19 protein-coding genes and 1 pseudogene are annotated in these 16,944 nt (G+C 45.2%); 8 read left to right on the forward strand and 12 right to left on the reverse strand.

Features of this window, described 5'->3' with window-relative positions:
• Window positions 1-197: 197 nt before the first annotated feature.
• Window positions 198-797, forward strand: a complete 600-nt coding sequence (locus AACT52_RS34575) for an HdeD family acid-resistance protein (protein ID WP_073634963.1) — start codon at window positions 198-200, stop codon at window positions 795-797.
• Between the two features lie 192 nt (window positions 798-989).
• Here the strand turns inward: AACT52_RS34575 and AACT52_RS34580 are convergent, their stop codons facing one another.
• Both AACT52_RS34580 and AACT52_RS34585 read right to left on the reverse strand, forming a co-directional pair.
• Window positions 990-1,430: a response regulator gene (locus AACT52_RS34580; RefSeq protein ID WP_073634964.1), complete on the reverse strand. Its 441-nt coding sequence runs from the start codon at window positions 1,428-1,430 to the stop codon at window positions 990-992.
• 216 nt (window positions 1,431-1,646) lie between these two features.
• Window positions 1,647-1,895, reverse strand: coding sequence for a hypothetical protein (locus AACT52_RS34585; protein ID WP_073634965.1), 249 nt, complete (start codon window positions 1,893-1,895; stop codon window positions 1,647-1,649).
• Window positions 1,896-2,159: 264 nt separating this feature from the next.
• Here AACT52_RS34585 and AACT52_RS34590 point away from each other — a divergent pair, with 264 nt between their 5' ends.
• From AACT52_RS34590 to AACT52_RS34600, 3 genes are all read left to right on the forward strand, one after another.
• Window positions 2,160-2,762 carry an NIL domain-containing protein gene (locus AACT52_RS34590; RefSeq protein ID WP_073634966.1) on the forward strand — a complete coding sequence of 201 codons (603 nt, stop codon included), beginning with the start codon at window positions 2,160-2,162 and terminating at the stop codon, window positions 2,760-2,762.
• A 158-nt stretch (window positions 2,763-2,920) separates the two neighbouring features.
• A complete protein-coding gene (locus tag AACT52_RS34595) occupies window positions 2,921-4,273 on the forward strand; it encodes a selenium-binding family protein (protein WP_073634967.1) in 1,353 nt (450 codons plus the stop codon).
• A gap of 42 nt (window positions 4,274-4,315) precedes the next feature.
• On the forward strand, window positions 4,316-4,636 hold the full coding sequence (locus AACT52_RS34600; protein ID WP_073634968.1) for a 2Fe-2S iron-sulfur cluster-binding protein: 321 nt from the start codon (window positions 4,316-4,318) through the stop codon (window positions 4,634-4,636).
• A 33-nt stretch (window positions 4,637-4,669) separates the two neighbouring features.
• On the opposite strand, the gene AACT52_RS34605 is transcribed toward AACT52_RS34600, so the two are convergent.
• The 4 genes from AACT52_RS34605 to AACT52_RS34620 form a co-directional block, all read right to left on the reverse strand.
• Window positions 4,670-4,966: a hypothetical protein gene (locus AACT52_RS34605; protein WP_158054890.1), complete on the reverse strand. Its 297-nt coding sequence runs from the start codon at window positions 4,964-4,966 to the stop codon at window positions 4,670-4,672.
• Window positions 4,967-5,225: 259 nt separating this feature from the next.
• Entirely contained in the window at window positions 5,226-5,936 is a 711-nt protein-coding gene (locus AACT52_RS34610) for a Crp/Fnr family transcriptional regulator (protein ID WP_073634979.1), read from the reverse strand.
• Between the two features lie 239 nt (window positions 5,937-6,175).
• The gene (locus AACT52_RS34615) at window positions 6,176-7,342 is read right to left on the reverse strand and encodes a PAS domain-containing protein (protein ID WP_233154141.1); all 1,167 of its coding nucleotides are present in this window, start codon (window positions 7,340-7,342) and stop codon (window positions 6,176-6,178) included.
• A 34-nt stretch (window positions 7,343-7,376) separates the two neighbouring features.
• Window positions 7,377-7,790, reverse strand: a complete 414-nt coding sequence (locus AACT52_RS34620; protein ID WP_073634970.1) for a response regulator — start codon at window positions 7,788-7,790, stop codon at window positions 7,377-7,379.
• Window positions 7,791-7,959: 169 nt separating this feature from the next.
• Between AACT52_RS34620 and AACT52_RS34625 the strand changes: the two genes are divergently transcribed.
• The gene (locus AACT52_RS34625) at window positions 7,960-8,106 is read left to right on the forward strand and encodes a hypothetical protein (RefSeq protein ID WP_158054892.1); all 147 of its coding nucleotides are present in this window, start codon (window positions 7,960-7,962) and stop codon (window positions 8,104-8,106) included.
• A gap of 82 nt (window positions 8,107-8,188) precedes the next feature.
• Window positions 8,189-8,923 (forward strand): glutathione peroxidase, encoded by a 735-nt coding sequence (locus tag AACT52_RS34630; protein WP_073634981.1) that lies wholly within the window; start codon window positions 8,189-8,191, stop codon window positions 8,921-8,923.
• Between the two features lie 227 nt (window positions 8,924-9,150).
• On the opposite strand, the gene AACT52_RS34635 is transcribed toward AACT52_RS34630, so the two are convergent.
• From AACT52_RS34635 to AACT52_RS34655, 5 genes are all read right to left on the reverse strand, one after another.
• Complete coding sequence (locus AACT52_RS34635) at window positions 9,151-10,917, reverse strand: PhnE/PtxC family ABC transporter permease (protein ID WP_073634971.1); 1,767 nt, start codon at window positions 10,915-10,917, stop codon at window positions 9,151-9,153.
• 86 nt (window positions 10,918-11,003) lie between these two features.
• Entirely contained in the window at window positions 11,004-11,753 is a 750-nt protein-coding gene (locus AACT52_RS34640; protein ID WP_073634972.1) for a phosphonate ABC transporter ATP-binding protein, read from the reverse strand.
• 76 nt (window positions 11,754-11,829) lie between these two features.
• On the reverse strand, window positions 11,830-12,282 hold the full coding sequence (locus AACT52_RS34645) for a GNAT family N-acetyltransferase (RefSeq protein WP_073634973.1): 453 nt from the start codon (window positions 12,280-12,282) through the stop codon (window positions 11,830-11,832).
• A gap of 21 nt (window positions 12,283-12,303) precedes the next feature.
• Entirely contained in the window at window positions 12,304-13,218 is a 915-nt protein-coding gene (locus AACT52_RS34650; RefSeq protein ID WP_073634974.1) for a putative selenate ABC transporter substrate-binding protein, read from the reverse strand.
• A gap of 270 nt (window positions 13,219-13,488) precedes the next feature.
• The gene (locus tag AACT52_RS34655) at window positions 13,489-13,881 is read right to left on the reverse strand and encodes an endonuclease domain-containing protein (protein ID WP_073634975.1); all 393 of its coding nucleotides are present in this window, start codon (window positions 13,879-13,881) and stop codon (window positions 13,489-13,491) included.
• 158 nt (window positions 13,882-14,039) lie between these two features.
• Between AACT52_RS34655 and AACT52_RS34660 the strand changes: the two are divergent.
• Window positions 14,040-14,555, forward strand: a pseudogene (locus AACT52_RS34660) (RNA-guided endonuclease TnpB family protein); the annotation flags it as partial.
• 232 nt (window positions 14,556-14,787) lie between these two features.
• Window positions 14,788-16,548 (forward strand): Rieske (2Fe-2S) protein, encoded by a 1,761-nt coding sequence (locus AACT52_RS34665; protein ID WP_073634976.1) that lies wholly within the window; start codon window positions 14,788-14,790, stop codon window positions 16,546-16,548.
• 150 nt (window positions 16,549-16,698) lie between these two features.
• Here AACT52_RS34665 and AACT52_RS34670 read toward each other — a convergent pair whose 3' ends face one another.
• Complete coding sequence (locus AACT52_RS34670; RefSeq protein ID WP_272937130.1) at window positions 16,699-16,833, reverse strand: hypothetical protein; 135 nt, start codon at window positions 16,831-16,833, stop codon at window positions 16,699-16,701.
• Window positions 16,834-16,944 lie beyond the last annotated feature (111 nt).

Raw genomic sequence — 16,944 nt, forward strand, 5'->3', positions numbered from 1 at the left:
AGAATGGGGAGAATTCATCCTGGAAATATGGCTAGGTAGGAGAGTGGAGGGATAACATACTTCCTCTTGCCTTTTAATACATCTGTTTTTAGAGGGGTAGAGGCTCGTACAGCTTATATCTTAGGGTTCTATAAAGTTCTTGAGAAATTTTCTAGCCTAAATCATAGAGTTCAATAAACTACAAGGAAAAGATTTTTATGACAACCAACGTTTCTGGTGATATCAACAAGAGTGATATCAACAAGGGTGATATCAACAAGGCTACGAATAACTCGCTGTTGATTGGCATTCTCCTGACTGTCTTAGGGATTGCAGCATTTGCTGTGCCTAGAGTTACAACAATTTTCGCTGAAACTTGGATTGCTTTAATTCTGATTTCTTCTGCAGCAGCCAAGCTGAGTTATGCGTTTCAAACCCGCCATGAAGGAGGCTTTGTTTGGAAACTCCTACTCAGTATCCTCTACTTTGCAACAGGCGTGATGCTGTTTGTTTATCCCTTAACAGGAGTTCTCACACTGACTCTATTGTTAGGTAGTTTTCTGCTTACAGAAGGCGTATTTGAGCTTATTCTGGCATTCCGGTTACGTCCGCAACAGAACTGGACTTGGGCACTCGGTAACGGCGTTATTACCCTGCTCTTAGGCGCAATGATTTGGTTCCAGTGGCCCTTCAATGCACCCTGGGTGATTGGGACATTGGTAGGTGTCAGCATTCTCTCCACCGGTATTTCACGCATAATGCTGTCATTGAATAGTCGTTATGCCCTGAATCATTCTGATTCTGCAACACAAGCATAAAGCAACTATAGTGCAATAGGCTTGGTGATAAGACCAGAACCCTTATGAGGACGATAATGTAGAGACGCCCCACCTCTCGTCTCTACACATCACCAATCTCACCAAAATCCTTAACTGAATCGTATTAGCTTTTGGGCGTCGTCATGGAATCGACGCTAAAAGTTTAGCTTTAGAGCTATAAAAGCAGAAAGCCTACTGTATTTGATTACTATTATCATATAAGCCAAGTCCATATAAGATTTCAGCCAAACTATTAGCTTGTATTGGTTTAAGCAAATAAAAATCGATACCCAAGTCATACGCGCGGGGTAACTCACGGTTACCGTAAGCCGTCAAAGCTATAATTGCTAACTCCTCTAAATACGATTGTTGTCGTATCCATTTGAGCAAATCCAAACCTGACATTCCAGGAAGTCTTAAGTCCAGCAGAAGCAAAACGGGTAAGGGGTATTTTCCCCGATCCTGATAGGGTTCCTTACCTTCCAAATAACGAACCGCATCTTCTGCGGTTTCGACGACTTGGAGATCAAATTCTGGACTAAGGTGACTAAACGCCCTTTGAATCAGAAATTGGTCGGACGATTCGTCGTCAACGACTAAAATTGTTTTCTGTTGCAAAGCTCTCCTTGCCATCTGTTGTACACTCTTTGACTTAATTCTGTATTAGATATTACAAAAAAAACCTGTTACGGAGTGAAGGGGACTGGGGAACTCGGGGTCCCCACGACCGGAGGGAGTGGGGATTAGGGGCAATGGAGATTGGGGATTGGGGACCCTTGTTTACATAAGTCCAGAGGACACGCTATGCGCGTTGGCACAAGCCTTTGTTGTCTTATCCAAGCAAAAACTTCAAACCCCCATTGTGGAAGTTTGAGGTCTAGTAGCATTGCTGTCTGGTATAGGATAGCGATCGCACTCTAACTGCTTAATCACACCGATACGTTTAATTGCAAAAACGCGCCCAACAGTATCCAAACGGGCGATCGCCCAGAGCGATCGCTTCGCCCTTGCTATTGGAGTAAAACTGATGGGGACTTGTTGCTTGAGTTTCTCAAACTGCTGTCCCAAGCCAGACTTGTCTCGTCGGTAATTAGCCATTGCCTCTACCTCTGTGCAGCATCCCTTCTACACCAAGGTGAAATAACTGCGACTAAAACTCATCTACCTTAAGACTCTCTTCCTAAAGTCGTAATGCCTGAAATTTCCTCTACCTCCTGAGAAGCAAAATGAGTTATGATAATCTACAGTAACTCTATGAGTTTACTGGTTTTTATAACTCTGCCGTTGGGAATTTCAAAGGCTAGGGGAATTTTTGATTTGTATCAGCTCGTAAAACTGCTGATAATTTGAGGAATTAGGGTGATGGTATTATCTACAATTTTTCATTCCACATTAGGTCATATCTACATTAAGGTTCCTCAGCATTATCATCGCCAACCCATTGTCTCGCGATTGATTTCTCGTTACGATTTAACAATCAACATTGCAGCAGCTCTTTTAGAAGCTCATACAGAAGACGATGGTTGGTTTAATCTTGAAATTCACGGAATTTCTCAACAAGTAGAAGCAGGTCTTGCCTATCTTCAAGAACTGAATATAGAAATTTTGCAGTTAGATCTCAAAAGCCTTCCAAAAGAAAACAGAGATAAGTTACAGCTTTTATGCACTAGTGGCAATTCAAGTGACGAGATTGAAGACGATGAAAAAAAAGCCGATTTGACTGTGGTAGAAGGACAAACCACTCGTGCTAAATTTCAAGTTTGTATTCCTAAAAACTATATTTCTTATCCGGTCATTGCAGGGTTAGTTTCTTGCTATGGATTAACTGTTAACATTACCGCAGCCTTACTAGATAAAGATACTGAAAATGACGGTTGGTTTGATTTAGAGCTTTGGGGTAGACGTGAGCAGATTGTGTTGGGCTTAAGATATTTAAAACAATTGGGCTTACAAATTTGGCTGTAGTTTTTTATATAGCGCAACTCAATTGAATGAAGTACAAATTTGTCTGTGTCCATCTGTGGTTCATTATTTCTTTCTATACCTTACTCCGGGTTGCAAACCGCTATATAAATTAAGATTGTGTATTGTGATTTTTCAAAATTTGTTGGAGATATAAAAATATGGCTCATGCTTGCTGCGGTCCCGGCTACGCTTCCCCAGAAGCAGCGATGAAAGCGGAACGCGAAAAGGTGCTTTATACAATTGCACTCTATACGGGTACAGGTATTGAACAGCCGGATTATCTTGCAACCGTAGACGTTGATCCCAACTCCCCGACATACTCGCAAGTCATTCACCGCTTGCCAATGCCATATATCGGCGATGAACTACACCACTTTGGCTGGAATGCTTGCAGTTCTTGTCATGGGGATGCCAGTAAATCGCGGCGTTTTATGGTGATTCCCGGTCAACGTTCCAGCAGAATTCACATTGTAGATACAGCGGATGCAAAAGCCCCGAAACTTCATAAAGTCATTGAACCTGAAGAAATCAAGGAAAAAACCAATCTAACAGCCCCCCATACCGTACACTGCCTTGCTGATAGTCATGTGATGATTTCCATGCTGGGTGACAGCGAAGGGAACGGTCCTGGTGGCTTTTTGTTACTCGATGAGAATTTTGACATTGCTGGACGTTGGGAACGCCAAGCCGACGGTATGCGCTTTAACTACGACTTTTGGTACCAGCCGCGTCATAATATCATGGTGAGTAGCGAGTGGGGCGCACCCAAAACCTATTATCCCGGCTTTGACCTCAATGATGTAGCAGCGGGGAATTACGGTAGCCAACTGCATTTTTGGGATTGGTCGAAACACGAAATTATCCAAAGTTTTGACTTAGGTGACGAAGGACTCATCCCCTTAGAAGTGCGCTTTCACCATAACCCCGACAGTACTCACGGGTTCGTTGGTGCAGCACTCAGCAGTAATGTTTGGCATTGGCACAAGCCCAACGGTCACTGGCAAGTCGAGAAAGTGATTGATGTACCATCAGTCGAAGTGGAAGGCTGGCCCATTCCTGTACCATCTTTGATTACCGATATCCTACTTTCAATGGACGATCGCTATGTCTATTTCTCCAACTGGTTGCACGGAGACATTCGCCAATATGATATCAGCGATCCCTCGCATCCCAAACTGACAGGTCAAGTTTGGGTTGGTGGCTTGTTGGGCAAGAGTGAGGAAAGTAAGGGCAAAAAATTGGCTGGTGGACCGCAGATGCTGCAACTCAGTCTTGATGGCAAGCGGCTTTATGTTACCAATTCCCTGTTTAGCACTTGGGACAATCAGTTTTACCCTGACTTATCCAAAACTGGCTCATATCTACTACAAATTGACTGCGACACTGAAAACGGGGGATTGAAAATCAACGAGAATTTCTACGTTGACTTTGGCAAAGAACCAGCAGGTCCATCTCGCGCTCATGAGATGCGCTATCCTGGTGGCGATTGCACCTCTGATATTTGGATTTAAGGGAAAATATGGCAGGCAAGATGCCTGCCCTACAACATTTGTATGAAAACATACAAAATTGAACTTGTGAATCGCAACAACTTTGTTGTTGAAGTTGCAGAAAATCAATATATCTTAGATGCTGTGGAAGCAGCAGGTTTGCGGTTACCTGTAGGTTGTCGGTATGGTGCTTGTATCACTTGTGCAGCATGTTTGATTGAAGGTCAGGTGGATCAGTCTAAAGGAGTTGCCCTCAAACCTGCGCAGGAGGAGATGGGCTATGTACTGCTCTGCATAGCATATCCTCGTTCAGATTGCAAGTTTGAGGTAGGTGTCGAGTGCCAGGACAAGCTTTATACCAATCCTTTTAAAGGTGGTCGTTAATCACCGAACCCACGCAAGTTGATTAGGCTGCGTCTACACCGGGCAAAGACGGTGCAGGAGATTCATCAACTGTTCCCCATCTTCCAGGTAGGTGACGTACTCACTTTCGCCCACCTTAACGTTCTTGCCTTCCATATCCTCCCCGTAGTGCTCAGCCATAACGACAATCGGCGTGCTGCTGGAGAGTTCTGAACCTTGACAAATGCGCCGCCCCATGTTAAGAACCTCGTCCATCGGCAGATCGACTTGGTTGAGCAAAATTAAGTCAGGGCGATCGCGCGTACCACGCGCCAAGGCGATCGCGTCTTCTTCTTGTAGCGCTGAAATCACGCGGTAGCCCCAGTTATTGAGGTTTAGCTTCAGGATCGGGCGCGTTTCGTCATCTAGTTCGATCATCAGGATTGTCGGTGGCGCATCTTTTTTCTCGCTCATTTGTTCTGGGTTTGCTCCTCTTTAAAACCGTTAGTTGCAGACTGAGGAGACGAGAAATCTTGCAGCCTGAACAGACTAAATTTGTACACAATCAGACACGGAGACTCAACTTGGTGCTTCATTCTCTGCCCCACGATCAAAGGTGAGAATGATCTCATCAGCCATCTCTGTACTTTGCTCCGAGCAAGCGATCGTATTCTTCTCTGAGAACTCTGAAACACTCGCACGAAGTCGCTTCCAGCCTCCGCTGATCCAGGATCTGGACGCGACCTCGCTGGTATCGGATGAGACCGCTCTCCTGAAACTTTTGGGCAGCTTGGGTGACGCCAGCGCGGCGCACGCCTAGCATGTGGCCGAGGAACTCCTGGGTAAGCTTAAGGTCATCTGAGTCAACGCGGTCTTGCGCCTCCAGCAGCCAGCGTGCCAAGCGTTGTTCTAGAACGTGGAGGCTGTTGCAGCCGGTGGTCTGCGAGATCTGCGCGATCAGTGCTTGTGTGTAGCGTAGCAGCACGTCGCGCAGCTGCTTATTGCGATCAAACTCCTCTAGCAGAATCCCTGCATCCACCTTGATCGCGCTGCCCGCCATCTGTACGATGTACTCCGTCTGCGTAGTCTCCCTTCCGCCCATGAAGGCATTGACGCCGATCACTTCACGGTTGCCGACCATACCCGCTTCAGCCGTCGAGCCGTCACTCATCGTGACGGTGATCGAGAGGAGGCAATCGATAGGGAAATAGAGATCCTCGATAGTCTCGCCAGGATGATGAAGTATCGTGCCCAGTTCCAGCGAGACTCGTTTCAGGTTGGGGGCGAGCTTTTCATATAGCTCACGGGGCAGGGCGGCAAGCAGGCGGTTTTCAGTAGCCATATAGAGGTCAGGAATAAGTACACAACTGAATGGACCTCTTGCGCGAATCGATTTTTGCGTAGCAAAAATCGATTCGCGCAACCTCATTCGAGTATTTGTGCAAGAACTCCATTGATTCTCAATCATGTCAATTATTTATAACGTGATCAACTAGCAAAATGGATATGCCACAAAACTAATGCAAAACAGCTTTCTTAAAAAAAGAATGTGTTGAGCGATACTAATTTCTGAAATGTCTGCTACAAATTGTTTAAAATCAGGTGACGCTTGGAGTCTACGCTCAACTTCTTTTGCTGCTGTAGTTTTTTAAGCAACCGGGTGATGGTGACTCTGGTTGTGCAGCAAGCAGTAGCAAGGTCTTCATGCGTGAGACGAACCAAAAGCCGAGTGCCATCCGCTACAGGCTGCCCAATTTCCTGTTTTAACAACTGTAATAAATTATGCAAGCGGTCTGCGACTCGTGGTTGTCCGTAAACCGCTACTAGCAATTCGGTTTGTCTGAGTCGTTGGCTAATTTGAGGTAAAAGTTGCTGCTTGAGTTCAGGAGAAGTCGCGAAATCGGTGAGTGGAATGCACCATAGCTGAGTATCGGCGAGGGCAGTTGCCTGATAGAGCGGCAGGGCAGTCAAGCTAGAACCAAAGGGGGCTTTTGCACCTGCTAACCCAACCAACACCTCTTGACCGCTATCAGAAAACGTTGTTAGCTTCACCAGTCCTGAATGAACCTGCCAAATCGTCTCAGGGTTTAAAGGAATTGTTTCCCCCTTGTGATAAACCTGCAAAGGGTAGCCCAAATCGGTATTGCTGTCAGGCTGTTTTTGTGCTTCGACCTGGTTGCAATCGCTCGCGTGGCGCAACAGCCAGCGCAGGGTAAGCGGTTGGTTTGCTTGTTGGCGGTTGACCTCTACGAGGACACTGACATCAAACGCTACACCTTGAGCAGGCTGCAAACGGACCTGCCACTCCTGTTTCCCTGGTCTTTGCTGCAGCCGCTGCAACTGAGTTTGAAAGTGTTGCCGAGTTTCATGAGTGAGCAAAGCGGTTAGAGACCGACCAATTAAGAAAGATTGCTGGCGCTTAAGCAACTTGGCAGCCGCTTGATTCGCTTCCTGAATCGTTCCTGCTGCATCTGTCAGCAGACAAGCATCGGGGATAAACTCCAACAACTCCTGGTAGCGCTGGCGCTCAGCTTCCACAGTTTGGTCAGCCAATGATAACTGCTGATTCTGCTGGTACAGCATCTTTGCCGCTAGCTGAAGTCGCTCAGAGGCAATGCCGAGTTCAGAAAGAGCCGATAGCGGTAGTGAAGAGGATGTGTCGATCCCTTGATACAGGTGTACTAAGCGATCAGACATCGCTTTGACCTGTTGAGTAAAGGCAGTGGCATTCATGCTATAAGCACCCATTGAACGTATTTAGTTAGGCAAGCAACTGTTGTGATTAACTCATCGATTCAACTTGTCTAGTTAGGCAAGCAACTGTTGTGATTAACTCGTCGATGTCGAAAGGTTTAGGTAAGTGCTTCTCAAAGCCGACTGATAGGGCGTGGGCGCGATCGTCCTGGCTGTTGTATGTTGTCAGAGCCATTGCTGGAATTTCGACTTGTCGCGCGTTCTCAGAGGCTCTCAGCTTCCGCATTAGCGAGTAACCATCTTCATTGGGCAAGCTAATTTCGCTGATCAGGAGGTCTGGTTTAACTTGTTTGACGATTTCTAGAGCCTCAAGAGCCGATGTTGCGGCGATCGTCTCGACGCCATACTCTTCAAACACCATTGTCAACAAAACTCTAGAATCAAGGTCACTATCAACAACGAGCACTCGCAGACCGTTGAGCGGCAAAGAATGATTATACATAGCTAGTACCAAATACTTTGTCCTAGGGTAAACATTATGGCTAAATAGAGCAGACAATATTCGCCTGCCTTTCTGTCCAAAGACAAACGGAATTTATTTTTCATATTATTCTTTCAAGATAACTGCAACCCGCATTAAGATCAGTACGATTTCGTACTGAAGAAACTTGATGCTTGGTGCGATCGCCTACGGCGGGCACTCTGTGCGATCGCGCTCTCTTGCGTGCTACGGCTGGGCGATTGCTCCCTTGGGGCGGGTACTTTGTGCGATTGGCTTTGCCAGTACCCTTTGGGCGATCGCCCGTATATTGCTTTAGAATAACTGAGGACATTTGCTCTTGCTAACTCGTATTCGTTATGAGTATGATTAATGAGGAGATTCACCAAGGAGCCAAACTTATGTTGTCTAATCGAGAAGGACAAAGAGTTCCCAATGTTACCTTTCGCTTGCGTCAGGATAATAAGTGGGTAAATGTAACAAGCGATGATTTATTCGCAGGTAAAACCGTAATAGTTTTTTCCCTACCAGGTGCGTTTACTCCCACTTGCTCATCAACTCATGTTCCTGGCTACAACCAGTTGGCAAAAGTTTTTAAAGACAATGGGGTGGACGATATCGTCTGTATCTCCGTTAATGATACTTTTGTGATGAATGAATGGGCGAAGGACCAAGAAGCACAAAATATAACTTTTATACCCGATGGCAATGCTGAATTCACAGAAGGCATGGGAATGCTTGTGGATAAAACAGACCTAGGGTTTGGCAAACGCTCTTGGCGCTATTCCATGTTGGTGAAAGATGGCGTGATTGAAAAGATGTTCATTGAGCCTGAAGAACCAGGCGATCCCTTTAAGGTTTCTGACGCAGAGACAATGCTTGCATACATCAACCCTGAAGCAGTGAAACCTAACTTAGTTTCCTTGTTTACAAAAGTTGGTTGTCCCTTCTGTGCCCATGCTAAAGAAATGCTGACAGAACGTGGCATTGATTACGAAGAAATTGTTTTGGGTAAAGGTGTGACACCTCGCACGTTAAAAGCTGTCACTGGTGCATCAACTGTTCCCCAAGTGTTTATTGATGGCAAACTCATCGGTGGTTCCGAAGCATTAGAAGCTTACTTGACTGCTAGTTAACGTGAGTTCTCAGGACCTCTCCCACCCAACCTCCCTCTCCTACAAGGAGAGGGAGGAGCTACGTAAAAATGGGATTTTTAAGCCTCTCCCCTACAACCAGAGAGGTTTGGACAGGGGTCAAATCAGGATACATCGAACTCACGTCTAGTTAAATCAACGATGAACTAACCCCACCCCGCGTACGGAGTGGGGTAAACCGTGATAATACGTAAAAAAAAATATATATATCACCTTAAAGAGCGCCGTATTGAAGCGCTAATCATGTCTACCACAAAAGTAAGACCAAGAAAAACGATTAAGGTGCTTAGCAAACCTTTGTAATCAAAACTACTCAATTGCTCCGTGAGGAGACGCCCCAAACCACCAGCACCCACCAACCCCACAATCACCGTGGCGCGAATGCAGACTTCCCAGCGGTAGAGGATGTAAGCAAGGAAGCGCGGAAGAGTCAGAGGAAGAATACCATAGAGAAAGACTTGAGATTGAGTTGCACCCAAAACTTTCAAGGAACGCAAAGGTCGCTCATCCAAATTTTCTATCACCTCTGCCATCAAACGCCCTAAAATACCTAAATTGTGGATAGCAAGGGCGATCGCACCTGGCAAAATCCCCGGAAACAACACAAACAGAAAGATCAGCGCCCAAATTGGTTCTGGAACAGCACGGGCAAAAAGCAACACAAAACGAGTCACAGCAGATTTGAGATTTTGAATTTTGTTCGCGTAGCGTGTCCTCCGGACATATTTTGAATTTTGAATTGATTTGTCTCCCCTCGCTGCTAGGAAAGAAAGCAAAATTCCTCCTAAACCTGCGCCTGTGCTTGCCAAAATCGACATAGCTAAAGTCTGCGCCGAAAGGGTGAACATTTGATTCAACTGACTAATATCCGGAGGGAACAAGTGGTGAAACACTCCCGCCAACAATTGAGCAGTTCGGGGTGCCCAGAGTTTTGTAAAATCGGCTTTGACATACCAGAACGAAAATATAAGTAGAACAACACCGCCCAGTAAGGATAAAGTTATCACTGGGTCACGTCGGTACTGTTCAGATAAGACTTGATGATTCCCCCTAGCCCTCCTTGAAAATGGGGGATCATAGTCCCCCTTCCTAAGGGGGGTTGGCGGGATCTGGTTTTTCCGCTGCTTCAAATTGAGAACATTCAAATCCAAACGACTAGGGACACCCAAACGCTGACGCAACAACCCACTCAAAAAATCTGTTCCACCACTTAACAACAGCAAAGCGAACATCAAAGTCCACATTTGCTCATAACGCAGCGACTGAAGACTGAGGAAAATTTGATAACCCAGTCCACCAGCACCGATAATACCCAACACAGCAGCAGCACGAATTGAACACTCAAGCCGATAAAAGCCGTAAGAAAGTAGATTAGGGAAAGCCTGAGGAATGAGGCTATAGACAAAAGCATTCAGGGGAGAAACACCACTATTAAGTAGTGCAAGTAAAGAACCACGGGGAGTTTCATCCAAAATTTCAGAAAATACTTTAGCAGTGATAGCACCAAAAGGAATGGCGATCGCCAGCACCGCCACCAGTGGATCAAGTCCAAAAATATTCACAAAAAACAATCCCCAAATCAGTTCGTGAATTGCTCTCGGGACTGCTAAAATTGCCCGTACTATCAGCCAAGGTGCTTGAAAACTTCCAAATGAAATCGACTTCCACCACACCTCAGTCGATAAAACACCACCCACCAACCCAATAATCACACAGAAAAACGTGCCACAAACAGCATAAGCAAGAGTTTTCAGAGTCGCATCAAGACTCAGCAGCAAAAATTCTGGACTCAAATCCGGTGAAAGTGCAGCAACAACAAAGCGGACAACAAGATACCAACCCCCCTGATTCATCAAATCTGGCTGAAATACACCAGCCACACACAACGACCAAACCACCGACAAAACAAACAGCACTCCCCAAAAAGTCTGCCAGTTAATAAAGGAAGGTCGTTTAGGCAATATTGAATTAGTCATTAGTCATTTTCCGTGTTCCCGCGTCTTTGTGTCCCCGTGTCCTTCTTCTCCCCATCTCCTCGTCCGCGTCTCCTGTGCTTATACAGTTAAATTCTATACAAATCTTCCACCATCCCTATAGACACCTCCTCAACAGGTGCATCGAACAAAATGCGTCCCTGTCGCAAACCAATAAGGCGCTGAAAGTGACTACGGGCATATTCAATTGCGTGCAGACTGGTAATGAGCGTTTTACCCGTATTTTTATTTAAGCTGCGTAATAAATTTATCACTTCACGGCTGCGTTCTGGATCGAGGCTGGAAATAGGTTCATCAGCAAGGATAGCAGCGGGATCTTGCACGAGAACACGGGCGATCGCCACCCGTTGTTGCTGTCCACCAGAAAGGCGGTCTGTACGTTCGTAAAGCTTCTCAGGAATTCCTACCTGCGCTAATGCTTTAAACGCTGTTTCCACTTCCAAGGGATAAATGAGTGAAGCAGCAGCTTTGAAAAATGACCAGCGTCCTAAATGCCCAGCGTTGACATTGTGAATAACTTGCAGGTTGTCAACCAAATGAAATTGCTGGTAAATTGTACCAATTTGCCGCTGTATTTGTCGTAGAGACTTGGGACGTAGATGTGCAAGGTTGCGACCGAGTACCCAAACTTCCCCTTGTGTGGGTTGGAGTGTACCGTTGAGTAAGCTAATTAAGGTACTTTTTCCTGCACCACTGGAACCAACAAGGGCGACTCGTTCACCTGGATAGATTTGCAAGTTGATGTTACTGAGAGATTGGAAGGTTCCAAATTGTTTGGTGACGTTTTTGAGTTCAAATATTGGTGTAGGTGGGTTCATAGTAATCATTGAACCGCCAAGACAAGAGAGGACGCCAAGAGATTTACAAAAAGTAGTTAGGTGCGTTAAGGGGAGATCAGGTTGCTATCCATTTTGTCATCAAATACCGATTTTGGTCTGTAAAACCAACCTTTCGATAGAAGCTTTGTGCAATTGTATTTTCCCGTTCAACTTCTAAATGCAAAGCATGAATCTCTAAAGAAGGACATACACTTTCTATAAACTGTATGCTTTTCACGCCTACTCCTTGTCCTCGATGACTTTCTCGGATATAAAATTCATCGATAAAAGCATCACGTCCTCGGTACTCTAAACTGTAGCCAAATGTCAGGATAATGTATCCAATCACTTGGCTATCTTGTTGGATTAGCCACACTCGCCCTAGAGAATCGTCATTTAAAAATTTTGCCAAAGCTGTGCTAACAGTCGCTTCATCAAATGGATGACCATCATACTTGTAAAACTCTTGGATGAACTGAATAAGAAGTTTAGTATCAAAGTTATCTGCTAGTTTGAATGTTGTTTCCATTTGTTTGCAACAGCATTGCAACTATTTAATCTTACCTATTTCTCGACCAATTTTTTCGATTTGAGCGTAGTTTTCGTTCTTTGTGGGAATGAATTTTTCTGCTTGTAAGAGGTCGAGAATTTCTTTTTGTTCTGGGACTTTGGGGTCTAATTTGAACAATGCATTCTGCACTTTTTTGCCGAAATCTTCACCGTAGCGCTGTTTGACTTGAGGGTTGAGTACCCAGTGATAATCGTAGTATGCAGGGGTGCGCCAGAGAACTTCTACTTTATTTAAATCTACTTCTTTGGCGTTGACGCGCTTTTGCCAAACTTTTTCGTTTAAAGCGCCGACTTCATAGGTTCCTGCTTCTACAAGTTTGATGGTTTTGTCATGGTCGCCGGAAAAGCCTGCTTGTCCTTTAAAATCTGTTAAGTTGACGTCAGCTTGTTGAAGAAAGTATTGTGGCATTAAACGGCCAGATGTGGAAGACTCGCTACCAAAGGTGAAGGTACGCCCTTTAAGTTGTTGGAGATCGGCGGTGTCTTTGAATGGTTTGAGATTCGTTTTTTTGTTGGCGATGAAAACGCTGTGGAATTTTTCGTCTACGTCACGTTGGGCGATCGCCTCTGCACCTGGGACTTGCAACCTTGCTTGAACACCAGTTAATCCCCCAAACCAAACTAAATCTAAATCTCCCACTTTAAATGCTGTGACTGCTGCTGTATAATCTGTAACGGGTTTATATTCTACAGGAACATTCAGTTCTTTTTGTAAATAAGAGGCTAGCTTGGTGTACTGTCGCTGCAACTTCTGCGGGTCTTGATCGGGAATTGCCCCTGTGACCAAAGGTTTTACCTCTTTTGCACCTGTACCAGAATTTCCAGATGTGCTGGGGGAACAAGCTGTTAAAGGGAGCAAGAGTAGCAACGCACCTGACACCAAAAATTTTTTCATCTTCTAGATATACCGCACTGTTTTTCTATCCAGGATAAAATTTTACAACTGTTTGTCATTGGGTACGCTTAATATCCGGCAAACAAAGTGATTCCAGGGGAAAATGGCGAATTAGAGTATTTGAAACCTACCATCTATCGAGATAACAAACTAAGCGAATCTACTTAGTCATGAAGTTACTAAATAATAAGCTGCGGGATGTAGCGTGTAGAAAGACACGCAAGCGTTGACTTGATAAAGCCCCCCTTTTTAAGGGGGGTTGGGGGGATCTTAACCGAGGATTTGACGTATCAACTCCTGTATTTGCTGACACACACTTTCAAAATTGTTTAACACATCCTTATTGGTAAATCTTATCACTTCTAGTCCATAACCTTCTAATATCTGTGTTCTTTCTGCATCATAATTTTTGCCTTCAATGGTGAAATGGCTATCTCCATCAATCTCAATCACCAATTTCAACTTTGCACAGTAAAAGTCAACAATAAAATTGTCAATTGGTCTTTGCCTTAAAACGCGAAATTTGGATGTTTTCAGGTAGTCGTTCCACAGCTTATTCTCGGCAGGTGTCATGTTTTTTCTAAGTTCCTTTGCCCTTTCAACAAGTTCTGGGTTGTAGGGTAAGTGAAAATCTGTGTTGAGTAGGCGTTTTTGTTTGGGCATATGCCGATTCTTACGATGATCCCCCCTAGCCCCCCTTCTCAAGGGGGGAATAGGATGGTTGTATGTGTTGATAGTCGTGATCATCCCCCTTAACCCCCTTAAAAAGGAGGGCGTCTCTTCAAAGAAAAGCTTCCACACGCACAAGGTCTAGCCGACGTAGATGTCGTCAGGTCTTGGCACGGCTATCGGGGCGGGAGAGACGATTTCAAGCGTGGGTGAACCACAACATTTCTAAAACAATCATTCAGCAAGCCAAAAGTGAACAAGCACTTGTAGCAATTGAAGATTTAACTGGTATCCGTGAGAGGACAAACCAAAAACCACGTAACAAAACTGAACGTCGTAGAAGCAACTCGTGGGCGTTCTACCAGTTGCGGGTATTTTTGGAGTACAAGGGATTAACAGACGGAGTGGAAGTTGTTGTCGTCCCTCCTGCTTACACAAGCCAGACCTGTTATCAATGCTTGTATATCGGCTTGCGCTCTGACAAAAGATTCAAATGCGGTAATTGCGGGTTGTCGTGTGATGCTGATTTGAACGGAGCGAAAATGATTGCGTTATTGGGGCAGTCTGTAAACCTGCCTGGAGGCTCGAACGGTCTGTGCTGTAATCTCAGCACGGACTCTTCAGGGCTACTGAAAGCCCACACTGTACCGCAAGGTCAGTGTGGGTAGTTTACACTAATGGAACATTAGGCTATGCATATTGTGGGCAACCACCGTAGATTTACTGCGAGAAAAAAAAGAAAAAATAAAGCCCCCCTTCTCAAGGGGAGTTGGGGGGATCTGCTGTTGACCTACTTAACAAAATTTAGAGTCACTTTCTGCTCAAACCCTTAAAATTTCGCCAGAGTAGAAAGTAGAAGTTATCACCTGTGCTTCTCATCCCCTATCCCATCAGGCGCATATGACTCAAACTTTTGAACCCACAACAGGTACAGACAGATACATTCGTGCTGCCAAACTTGCAGATGTGCAAGCAGCAGGCAGTTTGCTCGTTAATTTAGAAAAACACACCATTGCCCTGTTCTACTCTGACAATAAGGTCTATGCAATAGATAACCGTTGTCCTCACATGGGTTTTCCCCTGCACGGGAGTACTTGCAAAGATGGTATTGTCACTTGCCCTTGGCACTATGCTCGCTTTGACCTTGCAAGTGGGGGAACGTTCGATTCTTGGGCTGATGATGTGCGTGCCTTTCCTGTAGAAATTCGCGATGGCGAGGTGTGGGTGAATTTGACTTCCCAAGTTGACTCTTATATACACCAATGCCAACGGCTTCAGGATGGGTTAGAACAAGGCATTTCCCTCGTGATTGCCAAATCTGTCATTGCCCTACTAGACATGGGGCTAGAAGCTACTGAACCCTTTGAAATGGGATTAGAGTTTGGCACCCGTTACAACAAGGAAGGTTGGAGTACAGGCTTAACCATTCATACGTGCATGATGAACTTGCTGCCGTATCTGGATGCAGAAGACCGACCGCTTGCCCTTTATCAAGGACTTTCAGCTGTCGCCCGTGACAGTGGAGATGCACCGCCTCACTTTGTGGTTCACCCATTGCCCAATTCCACTGTTGACATCAAGACTCTCAAAGGTTGGTTCCGCCAGTTTATCGAACGGCGCGATAGTGAAGCAGCAGAACGCTGCCTAATCTCTGCAATTCGGATGGGTGCAGATAGGAAACAGATTGCAGATATGTTATTTGCTGCTGCGACAGACCACCGCTATATTGATGTCGGTCACACACTCGACTTTATTAATAAGGCGTTAGAAGCACTCGATGTTGTTGATTGGCAGGGTGCTGAGAAAGTTTTAGCAAGTTTGATTCCTAGCTTGGCAAACGCCTCCCGGATGGAAGAGTCGAATTCTTGGCGCTATCCTGTGGATTTAGTCGCAATTTTAGAGTCTACATTTGAACAGTTGCCAGTTGCCTTGGAAGAAGGACGATCGCAATCGGGAACTTGGTCAGGTCGAGAAGAGTTGGTTCCTATTCTATTAGGTGAAGATGCCCAAGCTATAGCCGACGCGCTATTGACTGCATTGAGAAAAGGTTGCACTCAAGAGCAATTAGCTGGTGTAGTCACATACACAGCCGCCCTTCGTGTTGCCCGATTCAATACCAATAATGACTTTGGAGACTGGAACACAGCACACCATCCGTTCACCTTTGCCAATGCAGTTCATCAAGGATTGCGCCGGGTGCCCTCGTTAGAGTTACTTCGAGGTGTATTTGATGCGGCAATGAGTGTCTATCTCAACCGCTTTTTAAATGTGCCACCAGCCCGACTTCCAGAACCAAAACAACCAGTTGAAAATCCCGAGGAATTGCTTCAACAATTGCCGGAGTTGTTGAATCGTCAACAGCAGGTGAATGAAGCAGGGCAGTTAGTTGCTCAATATCTTTATAGTGGCGGCAACTCGCAGAAACTGCTAGCAATGCTTGGTAAATTAATGCTACGAGAAAATCGGGAATTTCATGTCATTCAAGAAGTCGAAGCGGCTTTCCGTCAGTATTCTTTTTTGGGTCAAACTCCTGCTGGTATTCATGTATTAGTTGCTGTGACTAGGTATTTAGCAGCACACTCACCGACCATGCGATCGCAAGTCCAAACATATCAAATTGCATATCGGTTGCATAAAGGCGATCGCCTGTTTGAGGATTGACTCAGATTCCGCACCCAGTACTTATAAACGAATGACACGTAAGTTTGGTTAAGGGGGAATGGGTAAAGGGTAAAGGAAATCATGAGAGCGTGTTTTCTCCCTTTTCCCTTTCACCGAATGGCACGCTTGTTTGGTTAAGGGGGAACGGTTTTATTGTTTGGGTGAGGTGAAGCGATCGCCATTGTTCTGTGCCATTTCCATAGCCAAAATTGCTGCTTGCAACCGCTGTAACCCTTCATTGCTCAGCAAAATACCCCGTCTTCGTTTGGCTTTGAATTGTCTCATCTAGCTAAGCTAGTATCTGCGTGTTTTGATCTTAATTATATTAACTGTCTTAATTGTCTTAACTGTCTTAACTGTCTTAACTGTCTTAACTGTCTTAACTGTCTTAACTGT

Origin of the sequence: Scytonema sp. HK-05, assembly GCF_963872035.1 — a bacterium.
Classification (GTDB): Bacteria; Cyanobacteriota; Cyanobacteriia; order Cyanobacteriales; family Nostocaceae; genus Kalymmatonema.